The 16,671-nt window shown below is 44.8% G+C and carries 13 protein-coding genes; 9 read left to right on the forward strand and 4 right to left on the reverse strand.

Going from position 1 to position 16,671, the window contains the following annotated elements:
• Window positions 1–106 precede the first annotated feature (106 nt).
• The 6 genes from R3O62_RS14550 to R3O62_RS14575 all read left to right on the forward strand — a co-directional run bounded on the left by R3O62_RS14550 (window position 107) and on the right by R3O62_RS14575 (window position 8,530).
• On the forward strand, window positions 107–1,369 hold the full coding sequence (locus R3O62_RS14550) for a TolC family protein (RefSeq protein ID WP_005805735.1): 1,263 nt from the start codon (window positions 107–109) through the stop codon (window positions 1,367–1,369).
• Window positions 1,370–1,382: 13 nt separating this feature from the next.
• On the forward strand, window positions 1,383–2,471 hold the full coding sequence (locus R3O62_RS14555) for an efflux RND transporter periplasmic adaptor subunit (RefSeq protein ID WP_005805737.1): 1,089 nt from the start codon (window positions 1,383–1,385) through the stop codon (window positions 2,469–2,471).
• 14 nt (window positions 2,472–2,485) lie between these two features.
• Complete coding sequence (locus R3O62_RS14560; RefSeq protein ID WP_317472564.1) at window positions 2,486–5,611, forward strand: CusA/CzcA family heavy metal efflux RND transporter; 3,126 nt, start codon at window positions 2,486–2,488, stop codon at window positions 5,609–5,611.
• A gap of 33 nt (window positions 5,612–5,644) precedes the next feature.
• Window positions 5,645–6,319, forward strand: coding sequence for a response regulator transcription factor (locus R3O62_RS14565; protein ID WP_005777552.1), 675 nt, complete (start codon window positions 5,645–5,647; stop codon window positions 6,317–6,319).
• A 17-nt stretch (window positions 6,320–6,336) separates the two neighbouring features.
• Complete coding sequence (locus R3O62_RS14570) at window positions 6,337–7,674, forward strand: HAMP domain-containing sensor histidine kinase (RefSeq protein ID WP_317472563.1); 1,338 nt, start codon at window positions 6,337–6,339, stop codon at window positions 7,672–7,674.
• Window positions 7,675–7,855: 181 nt separating this feature from the next.
• Window positions 7,856–8,530, forward strand: a complete 675-nt coding sequence (locus R3O62_RS14575; protein WP_005805743.1) for a MarC family protein — start codon at window positions 7,856–7,858, stop codon at window positions 8,528–8,530.
• Window positions 8,531–8,573: 43 nt separating this feature from the next.
• Here R3O62_RS14575 and R3O62_RS14580 read toward each other — a convergent pair whose 3' ends face one another.
• Both R3O62_RS14580 and R3O62_RS14585 read right to left on the reverse strand, forming a co-directional pair.
• Complete coding sequence (locus R3O62_RS14580) at window positions 8,574–10,319, reverse strand: SGNH/GDSL hydrolase family protein (protein WP_005805745.1); 1,746 nt, start codon at window positions 10,317–10,319, stop codon at window positions 8,574–8,576.
• A gap of 742 nt (window positions 10,320–11,061) precedes the next feature.
• Window positions 11,062–11,766: a precorrin-2 C(20)-methyltransferase gene (locus tag R3O62_RS14585; protein ID WP_005777562.1), complete on the reverse strand. Its 705-nt coding sequence runs from the start codon at window positions 11,764–11,766 to the stop codon at window positions 11,062–11,064.
• 113 nt (window positions 11,767–11,879) lie between these two features.
• Here R3O62_RS14585 and R3O62_RS14590 point away from each other — a divergent pair, with 113 nt between their 5' ends.
• The 3 genes from R3O62_RS14590 to R3O62_RS14600 are packed head-to-tail and all read left to right on the forward strand — an operon-like array spanning window position 11,880 to window position 15,083.
• Window positions 11,880–13,028 (forward strand): ABC transporter substrate-binding protein, encoded by a 1,149-nt coding sequence (locus R3O62_RS14590; protein WP_217737147.1) that lies wholly within the window; start codon window positions 11,880–11,882, stop codon window positions 13,026–13,028.
• Window positions 13,029–13,036: 8 nt separating this feature from the next.
• On the forward strand, window positions 13,037–14,074 hold the full coding sequence (locus R3O62_RS14595; RefSeq protein WP_022012794.1) for an iron ABC transporter permease: 1,038 nt from the start codon (window positions 13,037–13,039) through the stop codon (window positions 14,072–14,074).
• 4 nt (window positions 14,075–14,078) lie between these two features.
• On the forward strand, window positions 14,079–15,083 hold the full coding sequence (locus R3O62_RS14600; protein WP_005777567.1) for an ABC transporter ATP-binding protein: 1,005 nt from the start codon (window positions 14,079–14,081) through the stop codon (window positions 15,081–15,083).
• A gap of 126 nt (window positions 15,084–15,209) precedes the next feature.
• Here R3O62_RS14600 and R3O62_RS14605 read toward each other — a convergent pair whose 3' ends face one another.
• Both R3O62_RS14605 and R3O62_RS14610 read right to left on the reverse strand, forming a co-directional pair.
• The gene (locus tag R3O62_RS14605) at window positions 15,210–16,103 is read right to left on the reverse strand and encodes an SDR family oxidoreductase (protein WP_269111584.1); all 894 of its coding nucleotides are present in this window, start codon (window positions 16,101–16,103) and stop codon (window positions 15,210–15,212) included.
• An 11-nt stretch (window positions 16,104–16,114) separates the two neighbouring features.
• Window positions 16,115–16,636 (reverse strand): hypothetical protein, encoded by a 522-nt coding sequence (locus tag R3O62_RS14610; RefSeq protein WP_005805756.1) that lies wholly within the window; start codon window positions 16,634–16,636, stop codon window positions 16,115–16,117.
• Window positions 16,637–16,671 lie beyond the last annotated feature (35 nt).

Here is a 16,671-nt window from a genome sequence, read left to right on the forward strand (position 1 = left end):
TCCGCTTTCTAATAACTTTCTAATCTCATCTGAGTATCTTATAATTGCTTTCAAACGGTCTGCGTGAAGTGTGAATTGTACTTTTGTCATCAAAATAACAAGGACTATGACCAGAAAGTTTTTTATTCTCTTTTTTCTTGGATTTTTCGGAATTGCCGGAGCACAGCAACCCTCCGGGAGCTTGACGCTGAAAGAGGCCGAGCAACGTTTCCTGAAATGTAATTTATCCCTATTGGCCGAACGCTACAATATAGATATGGCACAAGCCAGGTTGCTTCAAGCTCGATTATTTGATAACCCGGTGATCTCATTCGAACAAAATGTTTACAACCGGCTTAATGGCACTTATTTTGATTTTGGTAAGAGCGGTGAATCTGTTGTAGAGATAGAACAGGTGATCCGTCTTGCCGGACAACGGAATAAGCAAATACGGTTGGAGAAAATAAACCGGGAAATTGCCGGCTATCAGTTTGAGGAGGTAATGCGGACTTTACGTCAGGAGCTTGGGGAAGCTTTTATCGAAGTTTACTATCTGTCAAAGTCATTATCGGTTTATGATAAAGAGGTCAGTTCGCTTGAACATTTGTTGGCAGGAATTAAGGAACAGCATGTGAAGGGGAATGTTTCTTTAATGGAGATGACCCGTCTCGAGTCAATGCTGTTCTCCTTGAAAAAGGATATGAGCGAATGTGAGAGCCATTATCTATCACGGCGGGGAGAGTTGAATTTATTATTGAACTTGCCCATTGATTTTCGCACTGAGCCAATAGTAGATGAAGGTTCGCTTAAACGTCTGACCATAAATGGATTGTCTTATGCCGGTTTACAAGAGATGGTATCCGTGAGGCCTGACCAAAAGATGGCACGTAGTAATATCATTGCTTCGCAAGCCGATCTGAAATTACAGAAATCGTTGGCCTTTCCTGAATTTTCAGTGAAAGGTAACTATGATCGTCAAGGTAATTTTATTAATAATTATTTCGCTATCGGGTTTAGTATGTCTGTTCCTATCTTTAACCGTAACCAAGGGAATATCAAGATGGCACGCTTCAATCTCCTGAAGGCAGGCCGGGAGCAGGAATATATTCGCAGTAAAGCTGAGACAGAACTGTATGCTGCCTATACTGCCTTAGATAAAGCGTTCAGGCTTTATCGGTCAGTAGATAGGGGATTGGAACATAACTTTGAGAAACTGATAGCCGGAGCCAATGAAAACTTTATCAAACGTAATATCAGTCTTTTAGAGTTTATCGATTTTTACGATAGCTATAAAGAGACCTGCATTCAGCTTTATGATATAAAGAAAAACGTATTTCTCGGCATTGAGAATCTGAATGCAGTAGTCGGGCAACATGTCTTTAATAATTAAATCCATATAATTTATGAATTGGACAAAATACTTTCCATGTATATTGATTCTGGGGTTGGGAGGTTGTTCATCAAAGATGAAGCAATCTGAGGTGCATACAAATTTATGTCTGACAGATAGTTTACTGAAAATAGTCTCTGTCGATACGGTACATCTGCATGATGTGACGGATGAACTGGTTCTAAACGGGCGTGTGACTTTCAATCAGGAGCAGGTAGCGCACATTTATCCTATGTTTGGCGGTACTGTGGCGGAGCTTCATGCCGAAGTAGGGGATTACGTACGAAAAGGAGATATACTTGCGGTGATCCGTAGCGGTGAAGTGGCTGACTACGAGAAACAAATGAAGGAAGCAAACCAGCAGGTTATCATTGCCCGTAGAAATATGGATGCTACTCAGGATATGTTCGATTCAGGCTTGGCGTCTGATAAAGACGTATTGCAGGTGCGACAGGAATTGGCTAATGCAGAGGCGGAAGAGAACCGCATCAAAGAAATCTTTTCCATCAACCATTTCAGCGGTCGATCATTTTACGAAATCAAATCTCCGGTTTCCGGTTTTATTGTAGACAAAAAGGTGAGTAAAGACATGCAACTCCGCTCCGATCAGAGTGAGGAGATATTCACTGTTTCCGGCCTGGAAAATGTATGGGTGATGGCAGATGTTTATGAAAGTGATATTAGCAGAGTAGTTGAAGGAGCACCCGTACATATCACTACCTTGGCTTATCCCGATAAGGTCTTTTCCGGAAGTATCGATAAAGTCTATCACATGCTGGATACCGAAAGTAAGACGATGAATGTGCGCATTAAATTGTGTAATGAAGATTACTTGCTGAAGCCGGGTATGTTTACCAATGTCGGTGTGGAGTGTAAGTCGTCCGGGAAACAAATGCCCCGGATCGATGCACATGCCCTGATATTCGAAGGAGGGAAAAACTATGTTGTGGCAGTGGCTACGGACCACCGTTTATCGATTAAGGAGATTGATGTTTACAAACAGCTGAGTAAGGAATGTTATGTCCGTTCCGGACTTTCAGAAGGTGACAGAGTGTTGAATCAAAATGTATTATTGGTCTACAATGCTTTGAATGCAGACTAAAAGCGAAAAAAACTATGCATAAGTTTATAGACAATATTGTGGCTTTTTCGTTGAAGAATAAGTTTTTCGTCTTTTTTTGTACGGTGATTGCCATCATCGCCGGTGTGGTTTCATTCAGACACACTCCGATCGATGCATTTCCCGATGTGACGAATACGAAAGTGACCATCATTACCCAGTGGCCGGGACGCAGTGCCGAAGAGGTAGAGAAGTTTATTACGATTCCGGTGGAGATAGCCATGAATTCGGTACAGAAGAAGACAGATATCCGTTCGACAACCTTGTTTGGGTTGTCAGTCATCAATGTGCTGTTTGAGGATCATGTGGATGATTTTGTTGCTCGTCAACAGGTATATAATTTATTGAATGATGCCGATCTGCCGGAAGGAGTAACTCCTGAGGTGCAGCCTCTCTACGGACCTACAGGAGAGATTTACCGCTATACCCTGCGAAGTGACAAACGGAGTGTACGCGAACTGAAAACGATTCAGGATTGGGTGATCGATCGCAATCTGCGTGCCGTATCGGGTGTGGCGGATATTGTCAGTTTCGGTGGTGAAGTAAAAACCTGTGAAGTAAGTGTCAACCCAAACCAGTTAATCAATTATGGCATCACCTCGCTGGAACTTTATGATGCCATTTCGAAGAGTAATATTAATGTGGGCGGAGATGTAATAACCAAAAGCTCCCAGGCTTATGTCGTAAGAGGTATAGGGCTGATTAACGATTTGGAGGAGTTGCGGAACATTGTAGTGAAAAATATCAATGGTACTCCCATTCTGGTGAGGAATCTGGCTGATGTCCGTGAATCTTGTTTACCTCGTCTGGGACAGGTAGGGCGAATGGACGAGGATGATGTCGTGGAAGGTATTGTAGTGATGCGCAAGGGAGAGAACCCGGGTGAAGTGATATCCGGGCTGAAGATGAAAATAGATGAATTGAACGAAAGCATCTTACCGACGGATGTAAAGATTGTACCTTTTTATGATCGGGAAGACCTGGTGGATCTTGCTGTACATACAGTAACGCACAATCTGGTGGAAGGCATACTATTGGTAACTTTCATTGTATTCATCTTTATGGCGGACTGGCGGACAACGGTAGTGGTAGCTGTCATTATCCCTTTATCCCTGTTGTTTGCTTTTATCTGCTTGCATGTAATGGGGATGTACGCCAATCTGCTTTCTATGGGAGCCATTGACTTTGGGATCATAATAGACGGGGCCGTAGTGATGGTAGAAGGTATATTCGTTGCTCTCGATCGGAAAGCGAGAGAAGTGGGGATGCCCGTTTTCAACCGGATGTCGAAGATGGGGCTGATCCGGAATACTGCCAAAGAAAAGGCCAAAGCGGTCTTTTTCTCCAAGCTGATTATTATTACGGCGTTAATCCCCATATTCTCGTTTCAAAAGGTGGAAGGGAAAATGTTTTCTCCTTTGGCTTATACATTGGGGTTTGCTTTACTGGGGGCCTTGATTTTTACTTTGACCCTGGTTCCGGTCATGTCATCCATCCTGTTAAGGAAAAATGTGAGTGAGAAAAGTAATTTTTTGGTGAGTTTTATTAGAGAGAAAAGTTCGGCCTTATTTGCCATTTTTCATGCTCATCGTAAGCTGTCCATCGGATTAGCTTCTTTGGTCGGAGGAGCCGGGCTGTTTCTTTACTCTTTTCTGGGGATGGAGTTTCTGCCGCAGTTGAATGAAGGAGCCATCTATATTCGTGCTACCCTTCCGCAAAGCATTTCTCTGGATGAGTCAGTTTCACTTGCCAACAGAATGCGTAGAGAGCTGTTGGCTTTTCCCGAAGTAAAGCAGGTGCTCTCGCAAACCGGGCGCCCGAATGATGGGACTGATGCTACCGGTTTTTACAATGTGGAATTTCATGTTGATATTTATCCGGAGAAAGAGTGGGAGAGCGGACTCAGTAAAGAACAGTTGATTGAAAAAATGCAATCTGCCCTTGCTCTCTATCCCGGTACCGATTTCAATTTCTCACAACCGATTACCGACAACGTGGAGGAAGCCGCTTCGGGTGTAAAAGGTTCTATTGCCGTTAAGGTTTTCGGGAAGGATTTATATGAGGCAGAGAAACTGGCTGTACAGATAAACAAAGTGTTGGGAACCGTAGCGGGTATTGAAGATCTGGGAGTGATCCGGAATATAGGTCAGCCGGAACTTCGCATCGAGTTGAACGAAAAACAGCTTGCCCGTTATGGTGTATCGAAAGAAAATGTACAATCTATTATTGAGATGGCCATCGGAGGTAAATCTGCTTCATTGCTCTATGAAGACGAGCGTAAGTTCAATATCATGGTTCGTTATAATGAAGAGTTCCGCCAGAACGAAGAGCAGATAGGTAAGATTCTGGTACCAGCGATGGATGGTGCGATGATCCCGATCAAGGAATTGGCAGATATCCGGACCATTACAGGACCATTGCTTATATTCCGTGACAGCCATACCCGTTTTTGTGCTGTTAAGTTCTCTGTACGTGGTCGTGCCATGGGGTCTGCCGTTGCCGAAGCACAAAAGAAAGTGGAAGCTTCGGTACATCTTCCGGACGGATATACACTGAAATGGACCGGAGATTTTGAGAATCAGCAACGTGCCAGCAAACGCCTTGCACAGGTTGTTCCCGTCAGTATTGCCATTATATTCGTTATCCTCTTCATCCTGTTTTCCAATGCCCGGGATGCAGGACTGGTATTGTTGAATGTCCCATTTGCGGCGGCCGGCGGTATCATTGCCCTGTTGATCACTCACTTCAACTTCTCAATTTCTGCCGGGATTGGTTTTATAGCCTTGTTCGGCATCTGCATTCAGAACGGAGTGATTATGATTTCGGGTATTAAGTCGAATGTGCATTCGCACATGTCTTTGGCCGAAGCAGTGAAGAGTACGGTTCATTCGCGGGTCCGGCCGGTTGTGATGACGGCTACTATGGCTGCTATCGGACTGATGCCGGCAGCCATGAGCCATGGTATCGGCTCCGAGTCGCAGCGTCCGCTTGCCATTGTTATTATCGGTGGCGTATTGTGTGATACTTTCTTTACGCTTTTTATTTTTCCGCTGATTGTAGAGGCTATTTATGGTAAAACTTTGTTTGATAAAGATGGAAAGCTGCGGCAAAGACGAGTGTAAACCGTATATTTGTCACTTTAAAACTCAAAAGTTATGGCAAAGATATTATTGGTAGAAGATGAAGTGAATATAGCTTCGTTCATAGAACGGGGACTGAAGGAGTTCGGACATACAGTGTCAGTTGCCAATGACGGTAATTCCGGATGGGAACTGATCCGGCAGGAAGTATTCGATCTGCTGATCATAGATATTATTATGCCCGGAATGAATGGCTTGGAGCTTTGCCGTCTCTATCGCCGTCAGTATGGTTATCTGGTTCCGGTGATTATGTTGACTGCGCTGGGTACGACGGAGGATATCGTAAAAGGATTGGATGCGGGAGCTGACGACTACTTGGTGAAGCCTTTCAGCTTTCAGGAACTGGAAGCCCGGATCAAGGCCATCCTGCGTAGAGGAAGAGAAGATTCCGCCCGGCAGTTGGTATGTGATGATTTGGTGCTTAACTGTAACAGCCGCCGTGCCAGACGTGGAGAAGCGGAGATAGACCTCACCGTCAAGGAATACCGTTTACTGGAATATTTTATGACCCATCAGGGATTGGTACTTTCGCGCCTGACATTATTGAGAGATGTATGGGATAAGAATTTTGATACGAATACCAATGTAGTGGATGTATACGTAAACTACCTTCGTGGTAAGATTGATAAAGACTTTAGTAAGAAACTGATTCATACTGTAGTTGGTTCCGGATATATCATGTATGCCTGACTAAAAAACACCTGACTATGAAAATCGGACGTAAGATTGCCCTCTTTTATACGTTGATAACAGTGTTGACCACCATGATCGTCATTGGAGTGTTTTATCTCTTCAGTTCGAGGTATATCGACGGATTGTATCAGTCGTATCTTCGGGAAAAAGCTTTTCTGACTGCCCAGAAACATTGGGAACGGGATGAGGTGGACGAACAAAGCTATCTGGCCATTCAACGGAAGTATGATGAACTGTTGCCGGAGGCCAAAGAGATTTTGCTGAATATGGACAGTGACGTCGTGGTACGTGATACGTTGAATAAATATCTTTCTGCCGGGCAACAAAAACTGCTCCTTGATTCAAAGGAGATGTCATCGGTATCTTTTGTCCATAAAGATATGCTGGGAGTTGCTTTGTACTATCCTGACAATGAGGGAAACTTTATCGTAATCGTAATGTCGCATAATGGCTATGGGGTTAAAATACAGGAACATTTGCTGGTATTATCTACCTTCCTGATACTCAGCAGTTCAGTATTGATCTTCTTCATGGGGCAACTTTATTCTACGAGAATACTAATCCCCTTACAACATATTTTATTGCAGCTGCAGCGGATACGGGGCAATAGCCTGAACCGCCGACTGAAGACTACCGGCAATAAAGATGAACTGGATCATTTGATAGAAGCATTAAACAGTATGCTCGACCGTATCGACACTGCGTTCAAAGCAGAAAAATCGTTTGTCAGCCATGCTTCCCACGAATTGAATAATCCCATTACCGCCATTCAGGGTGAGTGTGAAATCAGTTTGTTAAAGGAGCGTAGCACGGAGGAATATGTCGAAGCCCTTCAACGAATTGCCGGGGAAAGCAAACGTCTCTCTAACTTGATCAGGCATTTGATGTTTTTGTCGAGGCAGGAAGAGGATATCCGGAAAAACAACGTCGAAAAGATTTATCTGGCAGACTTATTACAGGAGATGAGTACTGCTGTTCCCCGCCTCCGGTTGCAATATCCGGAGGAGGGCGTAAAGAGTGCTGTGGTCGATGCAAATCCCTATTTGTTTAAGATAGCCTTGCAGAACATTATAGACAATGCCTGCAAGTATTCGCAAGAAGAGGTGATTGTGCGGCTTTACAAAGAGGGGGAACGATGGGGAATAGCGGTCGGGGACTCCGGAATCGGAATTCCCAAGGACGAGATAGAACATATCTTCCAGTCGTTCTACCGGGGAAGTAATACGAGAGAATATACAGGTCAGGGGGTTGGACTCAGCCTTTCAGCGAAAATATTTTCTGTTTACGGAGGAAAAATAGAGATTGCTTCCGAGGAAGTGAAGGGGACGGAAGTGAAGGTCATTTTCGGGTGACGCATCATCCGGATTTCTAAGTGGGGTACGTACGTTAGCATATGCTTTGGCACGTATATGACGGACTGTTAAAATATCACAATAAGAAGATGTTTCTTACATTTATAACATCAATAAGAGGCAATCTGTGTTTGTAGATGAGTGTTGCATTCTTAATAAAGTGTTTTAAAAAGCAAGAACTATGTCGTTGAGTAATCTGCTAATCATATTTTCATCCTCCTTTATGGCTTTGTTTCCCGTAGTAAACCCTTTGGGAAACGGTTTTGTCGTAAATGGCTTTTTTACAGACCTGGACCCAAAACAGCGAAAGACTGCCATTCAGAAGCTGATTTTCAACTTTATAATGATCGGTGTCGGTACTTTGGTGATAGGGCATCTGTTTTTGTTGATTTTCGGTCTGGCCATTCCTGTGATTCAGCTTGGAGGCGGCATACTGATTTGTAAAACGGCAATGGAATTGCTTGCCGATTCCGGTTCTTCTGATAAGGGAGAGTCTAACCAGAATCTGGATAGCTTTAAATGGAAGAATATAGAACAAAAGATATTTTACCCCATCACATTCCCCATCAGCATCGGTCCCGGCAGTATATCTGTCATATTCACTTTGATGGCCTCTGCCAGTGTCAAAGGGAAACTACTGCAGACCGGAATCAACTATTTTGTTATCGCACTTGTCATCATCTGTATGGCTGCGATACTGTATGTTTTCCTCTCACAGGGGCAGAGGATTATTCAGAAACTCGGGCCTGTAGGCAATCAGATTATAAATAAGCTCGTAGCCTTTTTTACATTTTGCATCGGCATACAGATTTCGGTAACAGGTATATCTCAGATCTTTCATCTGAATATCTTGTAATGATGAAAGGTTGATATGTATTTATCAGCAACCGGATCTCTGCTTATAGATACCCTTTCAGCACCTTTGCGATCCGTTTGTATCCTTCTGCATTCGGATGCAGTCCGTCACGGAACAGAGAAGAGTCTATCGATCCGTCTTTTTGCGTCAGTTGCGGAGCAAGGTCAATGTAAGTACAGTCTTTGCCTGCCAGTTGTTTTTGTAATTCCGCATCGATTCCGGCAATGCGGGCTTCCATCCCTTTTCTTGGCAGGATGCCCATGATACAGAGTTTTGCCTGCGGCTGACGTTCATGAATGGCTTTTGCGATCCGGCAGATACCTTCTATAATTTCTTCATCACTGTTGAATAACAGATTATTGGTACCTATCAGCAGAAATATATTGCGAGCCTGGAAACCGTCCAGTTCTCCGTGATAGATGCGCCATAGTACATTCTCTGTTTTGTCCCAGCCGAATCCGAGGTTGCGTACACTTCTCCCTTTGAATAATTTCTCCCAGGATTCTTTGCCAAACTGGTTATGCGCGATGGGTTCGCCTCCCCAGAAGTGTGTTATCGAGTTGCCGATCATCACTATTTCAGGAGCACTTTGTTTGTTCAGTTTCAAGATTTCTTCGTGACGGCCGTACCAATCATACGGATCTCTTTGTTGTTTGCATGGGATGCACGAAGCAGGTCCTTGATTGTCTTCACGCAAAATTTCACGTATTTTCTTCTGGTAGCTGTCAGCGTATTGTTGCATACCCAGGTCGGTGGAGTGAACACCATCTACCATGGCATCCATCGGGATACCGATCTCTTCCTTGGTCAGATAGTATACAGCCGGAACCTGCTCTTTTTGTAACGTTTCATATGCCTTGCGCAGTTCTGCATTGGCTACACGATAAGATTCTTCCGCACTTTCGGAACTATATTCGTTACTATAACCGTCGTGTTCTACCAGCAAGATAGGGGTCCGGCTCTTTTCACGCAGCTTTTTCACTCCTTTCAGAGTGCGCTCGTATACAACGGCGGATTCTTTCTTTCCCGACAGATTGGGCATGCAATCGATGATATACAATTGCGCATCGATTTCAGACAATAGATCAAAGAGCGCTTCTTCCAGCTTTCCATTGCCGGAGAAACCAAGATTGATGACCGGATGTCCCAATTTCCGGTTTAAAATATTTCCCCATGCCATGCCCGGGCGGGAAGCGCAAGCTCCTTGTGCAATAGAAGTACCGTATATAACCAGTGGTTTTTCTTGTGAGACCGGTAGAAAACGGAAAGAGGCATCGGCAGGAACTCCTATTTCCATCCACGATACTTTATTGTATAACGGCAAAAATAATTGATATTCGAACCCGTTACCGGATTTGGCTGCATATGAAAGTCCGCTGAAACTGTAGGTTATCGTGTCACCCATGGAGTATCGTCCGGCACACCATCGTTCCCGTCCGTTGTTGTCCGTAGCGTATAAGTCTACACCCGAAACTCCGGTTGCCGGCATGTGTGGCATAGAGAGTCCGCCTTTCACCACATAACGAATCTTTATTTCCGGTGCATTGGAACGGAACGCAACAGACAGTCCTGCACTTTGCTGCGCCAAATCCCATAAAGGCTTGTGCACTTTATCCCGGGCCCGTAGAGGCAGTCGGGCATATGAATCTTTTAATTCGCTCTGCCATGCTTGTCCGCGCACCACATGGATATCTTGGTTTAATGGATTTGCCCATTTGTATTGTGCTTGCAGAGAAACACATCCCAGGAAAAGGGCTAAAAGGGAAAGTTGGAGTTTGGTTGTTTTCATAATCATCATCGTATTAGGGGCATGTAAAGGTAATTATTCCATCTCAAATATGCAATCGTCCTGACCAATAATAGACGAGTTACACACGGCTTTTTCATCTAACAACCGTCTTCCTCCCTTGTCCCTCCCCACAAAACCTTCCATTCGCACACAGCGATGTGGAAACAGCGCTTCGTTGTTTCTTTTTTAAGAAAGAATCCGGCCGACTATTACCGGAGAAGTGTAGTAGATTAACCATTGTCATACAACTCTTTATCCCAGCCCGCGTACCTGGGCTGACGAGCCCGCATACCCGGGCTGATGAGCCCGCATACCCGGGCCGATGAGCCCGCATGCCCGAGCTGAGATAAAGATCCGACCATTTGCACTAAAGAGAGTAAGGGAAATGAAATGCTTTTAGAGAGATAAACGGATAAGAAATTGGACATATCCATTTGTTTTCCAAATCGTTACTATTGAAATATCCCCTAAAACAGCGGGTGGAAGATGGAAGATGGGGGTGGAAGATAAATGGCATAAAAACCGCATCTTCCACCAATCTATACATCTCACAATCAACGATATGCACTCTAAAAGGTGGAAGATGGAAGATCGAAACGCGCTTTTTGTATGAGAGGAAGGCAGGGTATGAAAGATTCGTGCGAGTTACACAACTGGTCCATGACGAGTTGTACAACCGGTATATGCCGGGGTACACAACTCGTCTATAGGTAGTTCAAGACCTTCACCGGATAAAGTCCGGTCAGAACCTGATAATCATTACTGAAAAATAGGGGAATCTCTTCTCACGGAGTTCTTCGTTGGAGCAAGAGTAGTATTCCTTCTCTGTTCCTACATTCTCAAAATAGTGATACTGATATTCCGGATGGCTGTTTATGCATTGGTGTACTTCTTCTACACATTGCGAGAGTTTCATAATGACCACTACGGTTTGTTGCTTCAGGTAATTTTCCAGCTCTTTGGTTGTGACAAGTCCGGGTAGTATAATCAGCCGTTCTTCCCGGCTGACGATGTGCATGCCTGCCATTGCTCCGGAAGCTATAAAAGCGGGAATACCTGCAATCTGTTCTACAGGGATACCGTCTTCCCGCAACTTGTCGTAAATATAATGGATGGAAGAGTAGAGACCTGCATCTCCTTCCGCCACAATTACAATGTTTTTTCCTTCCGCACGGAGTGTTTTGCTGCTTTCGTATACAGCTTCGTAGGCTTTTAGAGCTTGTGTCCGATCTTTGTCCATTGGAAGCCGGAAACATTGTACGGTGTCCGAGAATCCGAGAGTATCCAGAATGGAAAGTGCTCGTGACGAAGATTTCCCGTCGCGGGTCATGGTGGCAGGACAAAAGATACAGTCGGCCGTTTGCAGGGCTTTGAATCCTTTCAGCGTTATCAGGTCCGGTTCACCCGGTCCTAAAGATACGAAACGTATGGGGTGTGATGTTGTCATTTGCTATCGGTTTATCATCTTAATGTTCTGCAAAAGTGAGGAAAATATCCCTATGAAACAAGAATTATTAAGTATCTTTGACCGCTATAATCTGAATTAAAAGACGAATACCGATGAAACAATTCCTGATTGGATGCGCACTGCTGGCCTGTATTTCTTTTGCCGGTTGCCGTCCGAAGAACAACCAGAACGTAACAACTGTAACCTGTGAGGCGGCCGATACTTCTTCCATCCGTATCACACCTGTTTATGCCAAAGGATTCAGAGTGACTTATACACCTACGTGCCGTTTGGTCGATATCAGTGATCCTCAGAAGGAAGGCGGCGAGTCTTTTCATTATGCGCTTGTACCCAGAGGCGTGAAATCCGAAAATATTCCTGCTGACTATACGGTCATAGAAACGCCTGTTAAAAGTGTTATCTGTATGACCTCCTTGCAGTTATCAAATTTCATTAAACTGGATGCTTTAAGTCATGTGGTAGGTATTACGAGCACCCGCCATCTTTTCAACAAAGAGATGAACGAACGTCTGAAGCAAGGGAAAACAGCTAAGATAGGTATTGAGGGGAATTTCGATAACGAAGTAATCATGAGTGTAAATCCCGATGTCATTTTCATCTCACCATTCAAACGAGGCGGATACGATGCCATGCGTGAAGTAGGTATTCCGCTGGTTCCGCATCTGGGTTACAAAGAGATGACTCCGTTGGGGCAGGCCGAGTGGATTAAGTTTATCGGACTTTTTATAGGTGAAGAAGAAGCGGCCAACCGGAAGTTTGCGGCTATTGAAAAGCATTATAACGAACTGAAAGAGCGGGTTGCCCATGTAGAAAAGCGTCCGGTAGTTTTCAGTGGAGAAATCCGGGGAGGCAACTGGTATGCTGTAGGAGGTAAGAGTTTTCTGGCACAACTTTTCCGTGACGCAGGAGCCGACTATTTCTTGAAAGACGATCCCCGTTCAGGAGGTGTCACGCTCGATTTTGAAACGGTGTATAGCCAGGCAGAGAATGCCGATTATTGGCGCATCGTCAATAGTTTCGACGGAGCCTTTTCTTATGATGCACTGAAAAGCGAAGATCCGAGATATGCCGATTTCCGGGCTTTCCGTGATAAAGGGGTGATTTATTGCAATATGCGGGAGAAGCCGTTTTATGAAAGTATGCCTACCCAGCCGGAAGTTGTACTGGAGGATTTGATTAAAGCTTTTCATCCGGATTTGTTGCCCGATTATACTCCTGTTTATTACGAACGCCTCAATTGATCTGCCTGATGAAACGACCGACAGTACCTCTTATGTTGCTTATAGCGGCATCTATTTTTATCTTTTTCCTGTTGAACCTTCTTTTGGGTTCGGTTTCCATCCCTATCGGTTCGGTATGGAACATACTTTGGGGAGGGACAGATGAGTCCATTATCTGGCAGAATATAATCTGGAAATCACGTGTGCCACAGGCCCTGACAGCTTTAGTGGCCGGTGCCGGGCTTTCCATCAGTGGTTTGCAGATGCAAACCGTATTCCGTAATCCGCTGGCGGGACCTTCCGTACTTGGAATCAGTTCCGGTGCCAGTCTGGGGGTAGCTTTTGTCGTATTGCTGTCCGGTGCGTTGGGAGGTGTGGCACTTAGCAAACTGGGATATATGGGTGAAGTGGCACTTTCGTTAGCGGCTGTTATCGGAGCCTTGTCGGTTATGGCACTTATTGTATATGTGTCGCAAAAAGTGAAAGGGAACGTCACACTGTTGATAATCGGTGTGATGATTGGGTATGTGGCAAGTGCTATCATCGGTGTACTCAAATATTTTAGTGTGGAAGAAGATATCCGTGCCTATGTGATCTGGGGACTGGGAAGTTTTGCCCGTGTCTCCGGAGATCAGATGACTTTGTTTGTCTGCATTATGGTCGTACTGATTCCGCTCTCTTTCCTGTTGATTAAAACCATGAACCTGATGTTGCTTGGCGATGGATATGCCCGTAACCTGGGATTGAACATAAAGCGTGCCCGGCTTTTGGTAATCTCTTGTTCGGGAGTGCTTGTCGCCATTGTGACGGCTTATTGTGGTCCGATCATGTTTATCGGTTTGGCGGTTCCCCACCTTTGCCGTGCCATCTTTCACACTTCAGATCACCGCATCCTGATGCCGGCTACTTTGCTGGCGGGGGCGTCACTGGCTTTGGTGTGTAATCTGGTGGCCCGTATGCCGGGGTTCGAGGGGGCACTTCCCGTCAACTCCGTGACAGCATTGGTCGGTGCGCCGGTCGTGGCATCTGTGTTGTTCCGTAAACGTAAAAGTGAATTAAGTGAATAAAGATATGAAGCAGAAGACCATTCATATAGAGAACCTTTCGATAGGCTATCTGGGTAAGACCGATGTCAAAGTGGTGGCCGACCGCATCAATGCCGGCATTAACTGTGGCGAATTGACTTGCTTACTGGGCGCTAATGGAGTGGGGAAGTCTACTTTGTTGCGTACGCTTTCGGCTTTTCAGCCTAAACTGGGAGGCAAGATAGAGATTGTGGGTAAGGAAATCGATGCGTATACCGACAAGGAGTTGTCGACTGTGATTAGTGTGGTGCTCACCGAGAAATGTGACATACGCAATATGACGGTACACGAGCTTGTAGGTTTAGGCCGGAGTCCGTATACCGGTTTTTGGGGGACACTTCGTGGAGAAGACAAAGAGGTGGTTGAACGTTCTATTGCTCTGGTAAAGATTGAGAATCTGGCACACCGCATGGTACATACCCTGAGTGATGGTGAGCGCCAGAAAGCAATGATTGCCAAAGCACTGGCACAAGAAACCCCGGTGATTTTTCTGGATGAACCGACAGCCTTTCTCGACTTTCCCAGTAAAGTGGAGATGATGCAATTGCTCCACCAACTGAGCCGGCAGACCAACAAAACGATTTTTCTTTCTACCCACGACTTAGAGTTGGCTTTACAGATTGCCGATAAAATATGGCTGATGGATAAGATGAATGGAGTGACTATCGGCACTCCCGAGGATCTTTCCCTAAGTGGTAAATTGAGTAGTTTCTTCGCTCGTAAAGGTATTGTATTCGATCTGGAGACCGGTTTGTTCCGGGTAGATAATGAATATACATCACGAATACGTCTGGTAGGGCACGGACAGAAATATGCCATGGTACGTAAAGCCTTGCAGCGTAATGGAATTCTGGCAAATCGTAACATTGAGTCCGATATTTATATCGAAACCGGTGATTTGAAAGAGGGTAATGGATTCATTATGCATCTGCAGGAAGGAGAAGTGGTGACGGTGGGGAGTATTGAAGAATTGTTGGAGAAGTTAGGATGAAGCCCGCTTTTTCACCACAGAGGACACAGAGGATTAATATCTGATTTTGCGAATACGTCAAATAAGAACATTAAAACTCTGTGCCCTCTGTGTCTCCTCTGTGGTGAAAAAATATAAGTGTCGATACTATTCAGACAAGCAGGCTGCCATTCCTTCTTCCAATGTGTGTGGGTTGTATCCGATTTCAGTTTTAGCTTTTTCAATGCTCAATCCGCTAAAGCGGGGACGGGGAGTAGCCTCTTGCATTTCTTCGGTAGTGACGGGCTCAATCAAAGAACGGTCCAGTTTCAGAAAATCGGCTACCCGGTAGGCGATTTCGGCAATCGTGAGACATTCATTCCCGCAAATGTGATAGATTCCGTTGGAGGAGTGAAACATCAGTTTTTCTACTCCTTCCGAAATATCTCCTACAAAAGTCGGTGTACGCCATTGGTCGGATACAACACGAATTGTTTCCCCTTTTCTCAACCGGTTGGCAACTAACTGAAGAATGTTGCCATGCTGCCCCGTGAGAGCCTTTCCATAAACAACAACTACACGCACTATTGCATAATTGCTGCAGCAATCAGCCACCACTTTTTCAGCTTTCAGTTTCGTAACTCCGTAATAATTGACCGGAGAGGCTTCATCTTCTTCTTTGTAGAGTTGATTGCTTTTACCATCAAATACAAAATCAGTTGACAGATGGATGAAACGGCTGCCATACTGTTCACAGGCATGTGAAATGGTTTCAACAGCCGTTACATTCGTGGCTTCAGCTTCTGCATGGTGAGTTTCACAATAATCCGGCACCGAAAGGGCAGAAGTATTGATTACAATGTCCGGTTGGGATTCATTGAATAACCTTTGTACGGCATCTGTGTCCTGAATGTCTGTACGTACAAAACGGTAACCCTTTCCGGGGCAGATATCATCTCTTAAAGAACATCCGGTGACATTGTAGATAGATTTAGCCGACAAATCGTTCAGTATCCGGCGGCCCGTAAATCCGTTTGCACCGATAATCAGTATGTTTTTCATTTCTTTCTTTTTTAATATGGATAGTAGCGTCCTTGTTGAACCTCGATGCGGATACCGAAATTACCATCGGAAGATTTCATTTCAAAAGCACCTTTGAAGTTATTCTTTTCCCATGGCATGGCACCATGGTTAGGCACCTTCTGGCCTTTGGCATTATATTCTCCGTATGTATTCAGGCGCATGCCGTTTTTCAGTTTAAACGATCCCATCTGGAGTTGTTGTGGAGACGAGAAGAAACCACCAAATCCGTATGAAAGAGAGGGCGTGAATACATTGGATAACCCTTGTGTCATTATAATGTCGGGATTTAGACTGAATATTCGGCTATAATCTTTGCTCGCATCGGGCAGCTCGAATTTATATTCCGGTAGTTTGGGAGGAGCTGCCATAAACAGTCCCATGTCGATCAGGAAGTCTCCGTATTGTTTGACGGTAGAGGGCAAATGCCGGATGCTGTCGGACGGTAATTCCGACTGTGCAGAAAGTGAGGCCGTACTCAGTAACAGCAGCAAAAAGAATATCAGCTTCTTCATATCCGTTGGGTTTATCTTTAGTGTCGCAAAGATAT

Origin of the sequence: Bacteroides hominis (assembly GCF_033042785.2) — a bacterium.
Taxonomy (GTDB): domain Bacteria; phylum Bacteroidota; class Bacteroidia; order Bacteroidales; family Bacteroidaceae; genus Bacteroides; species Bacteroides hominis.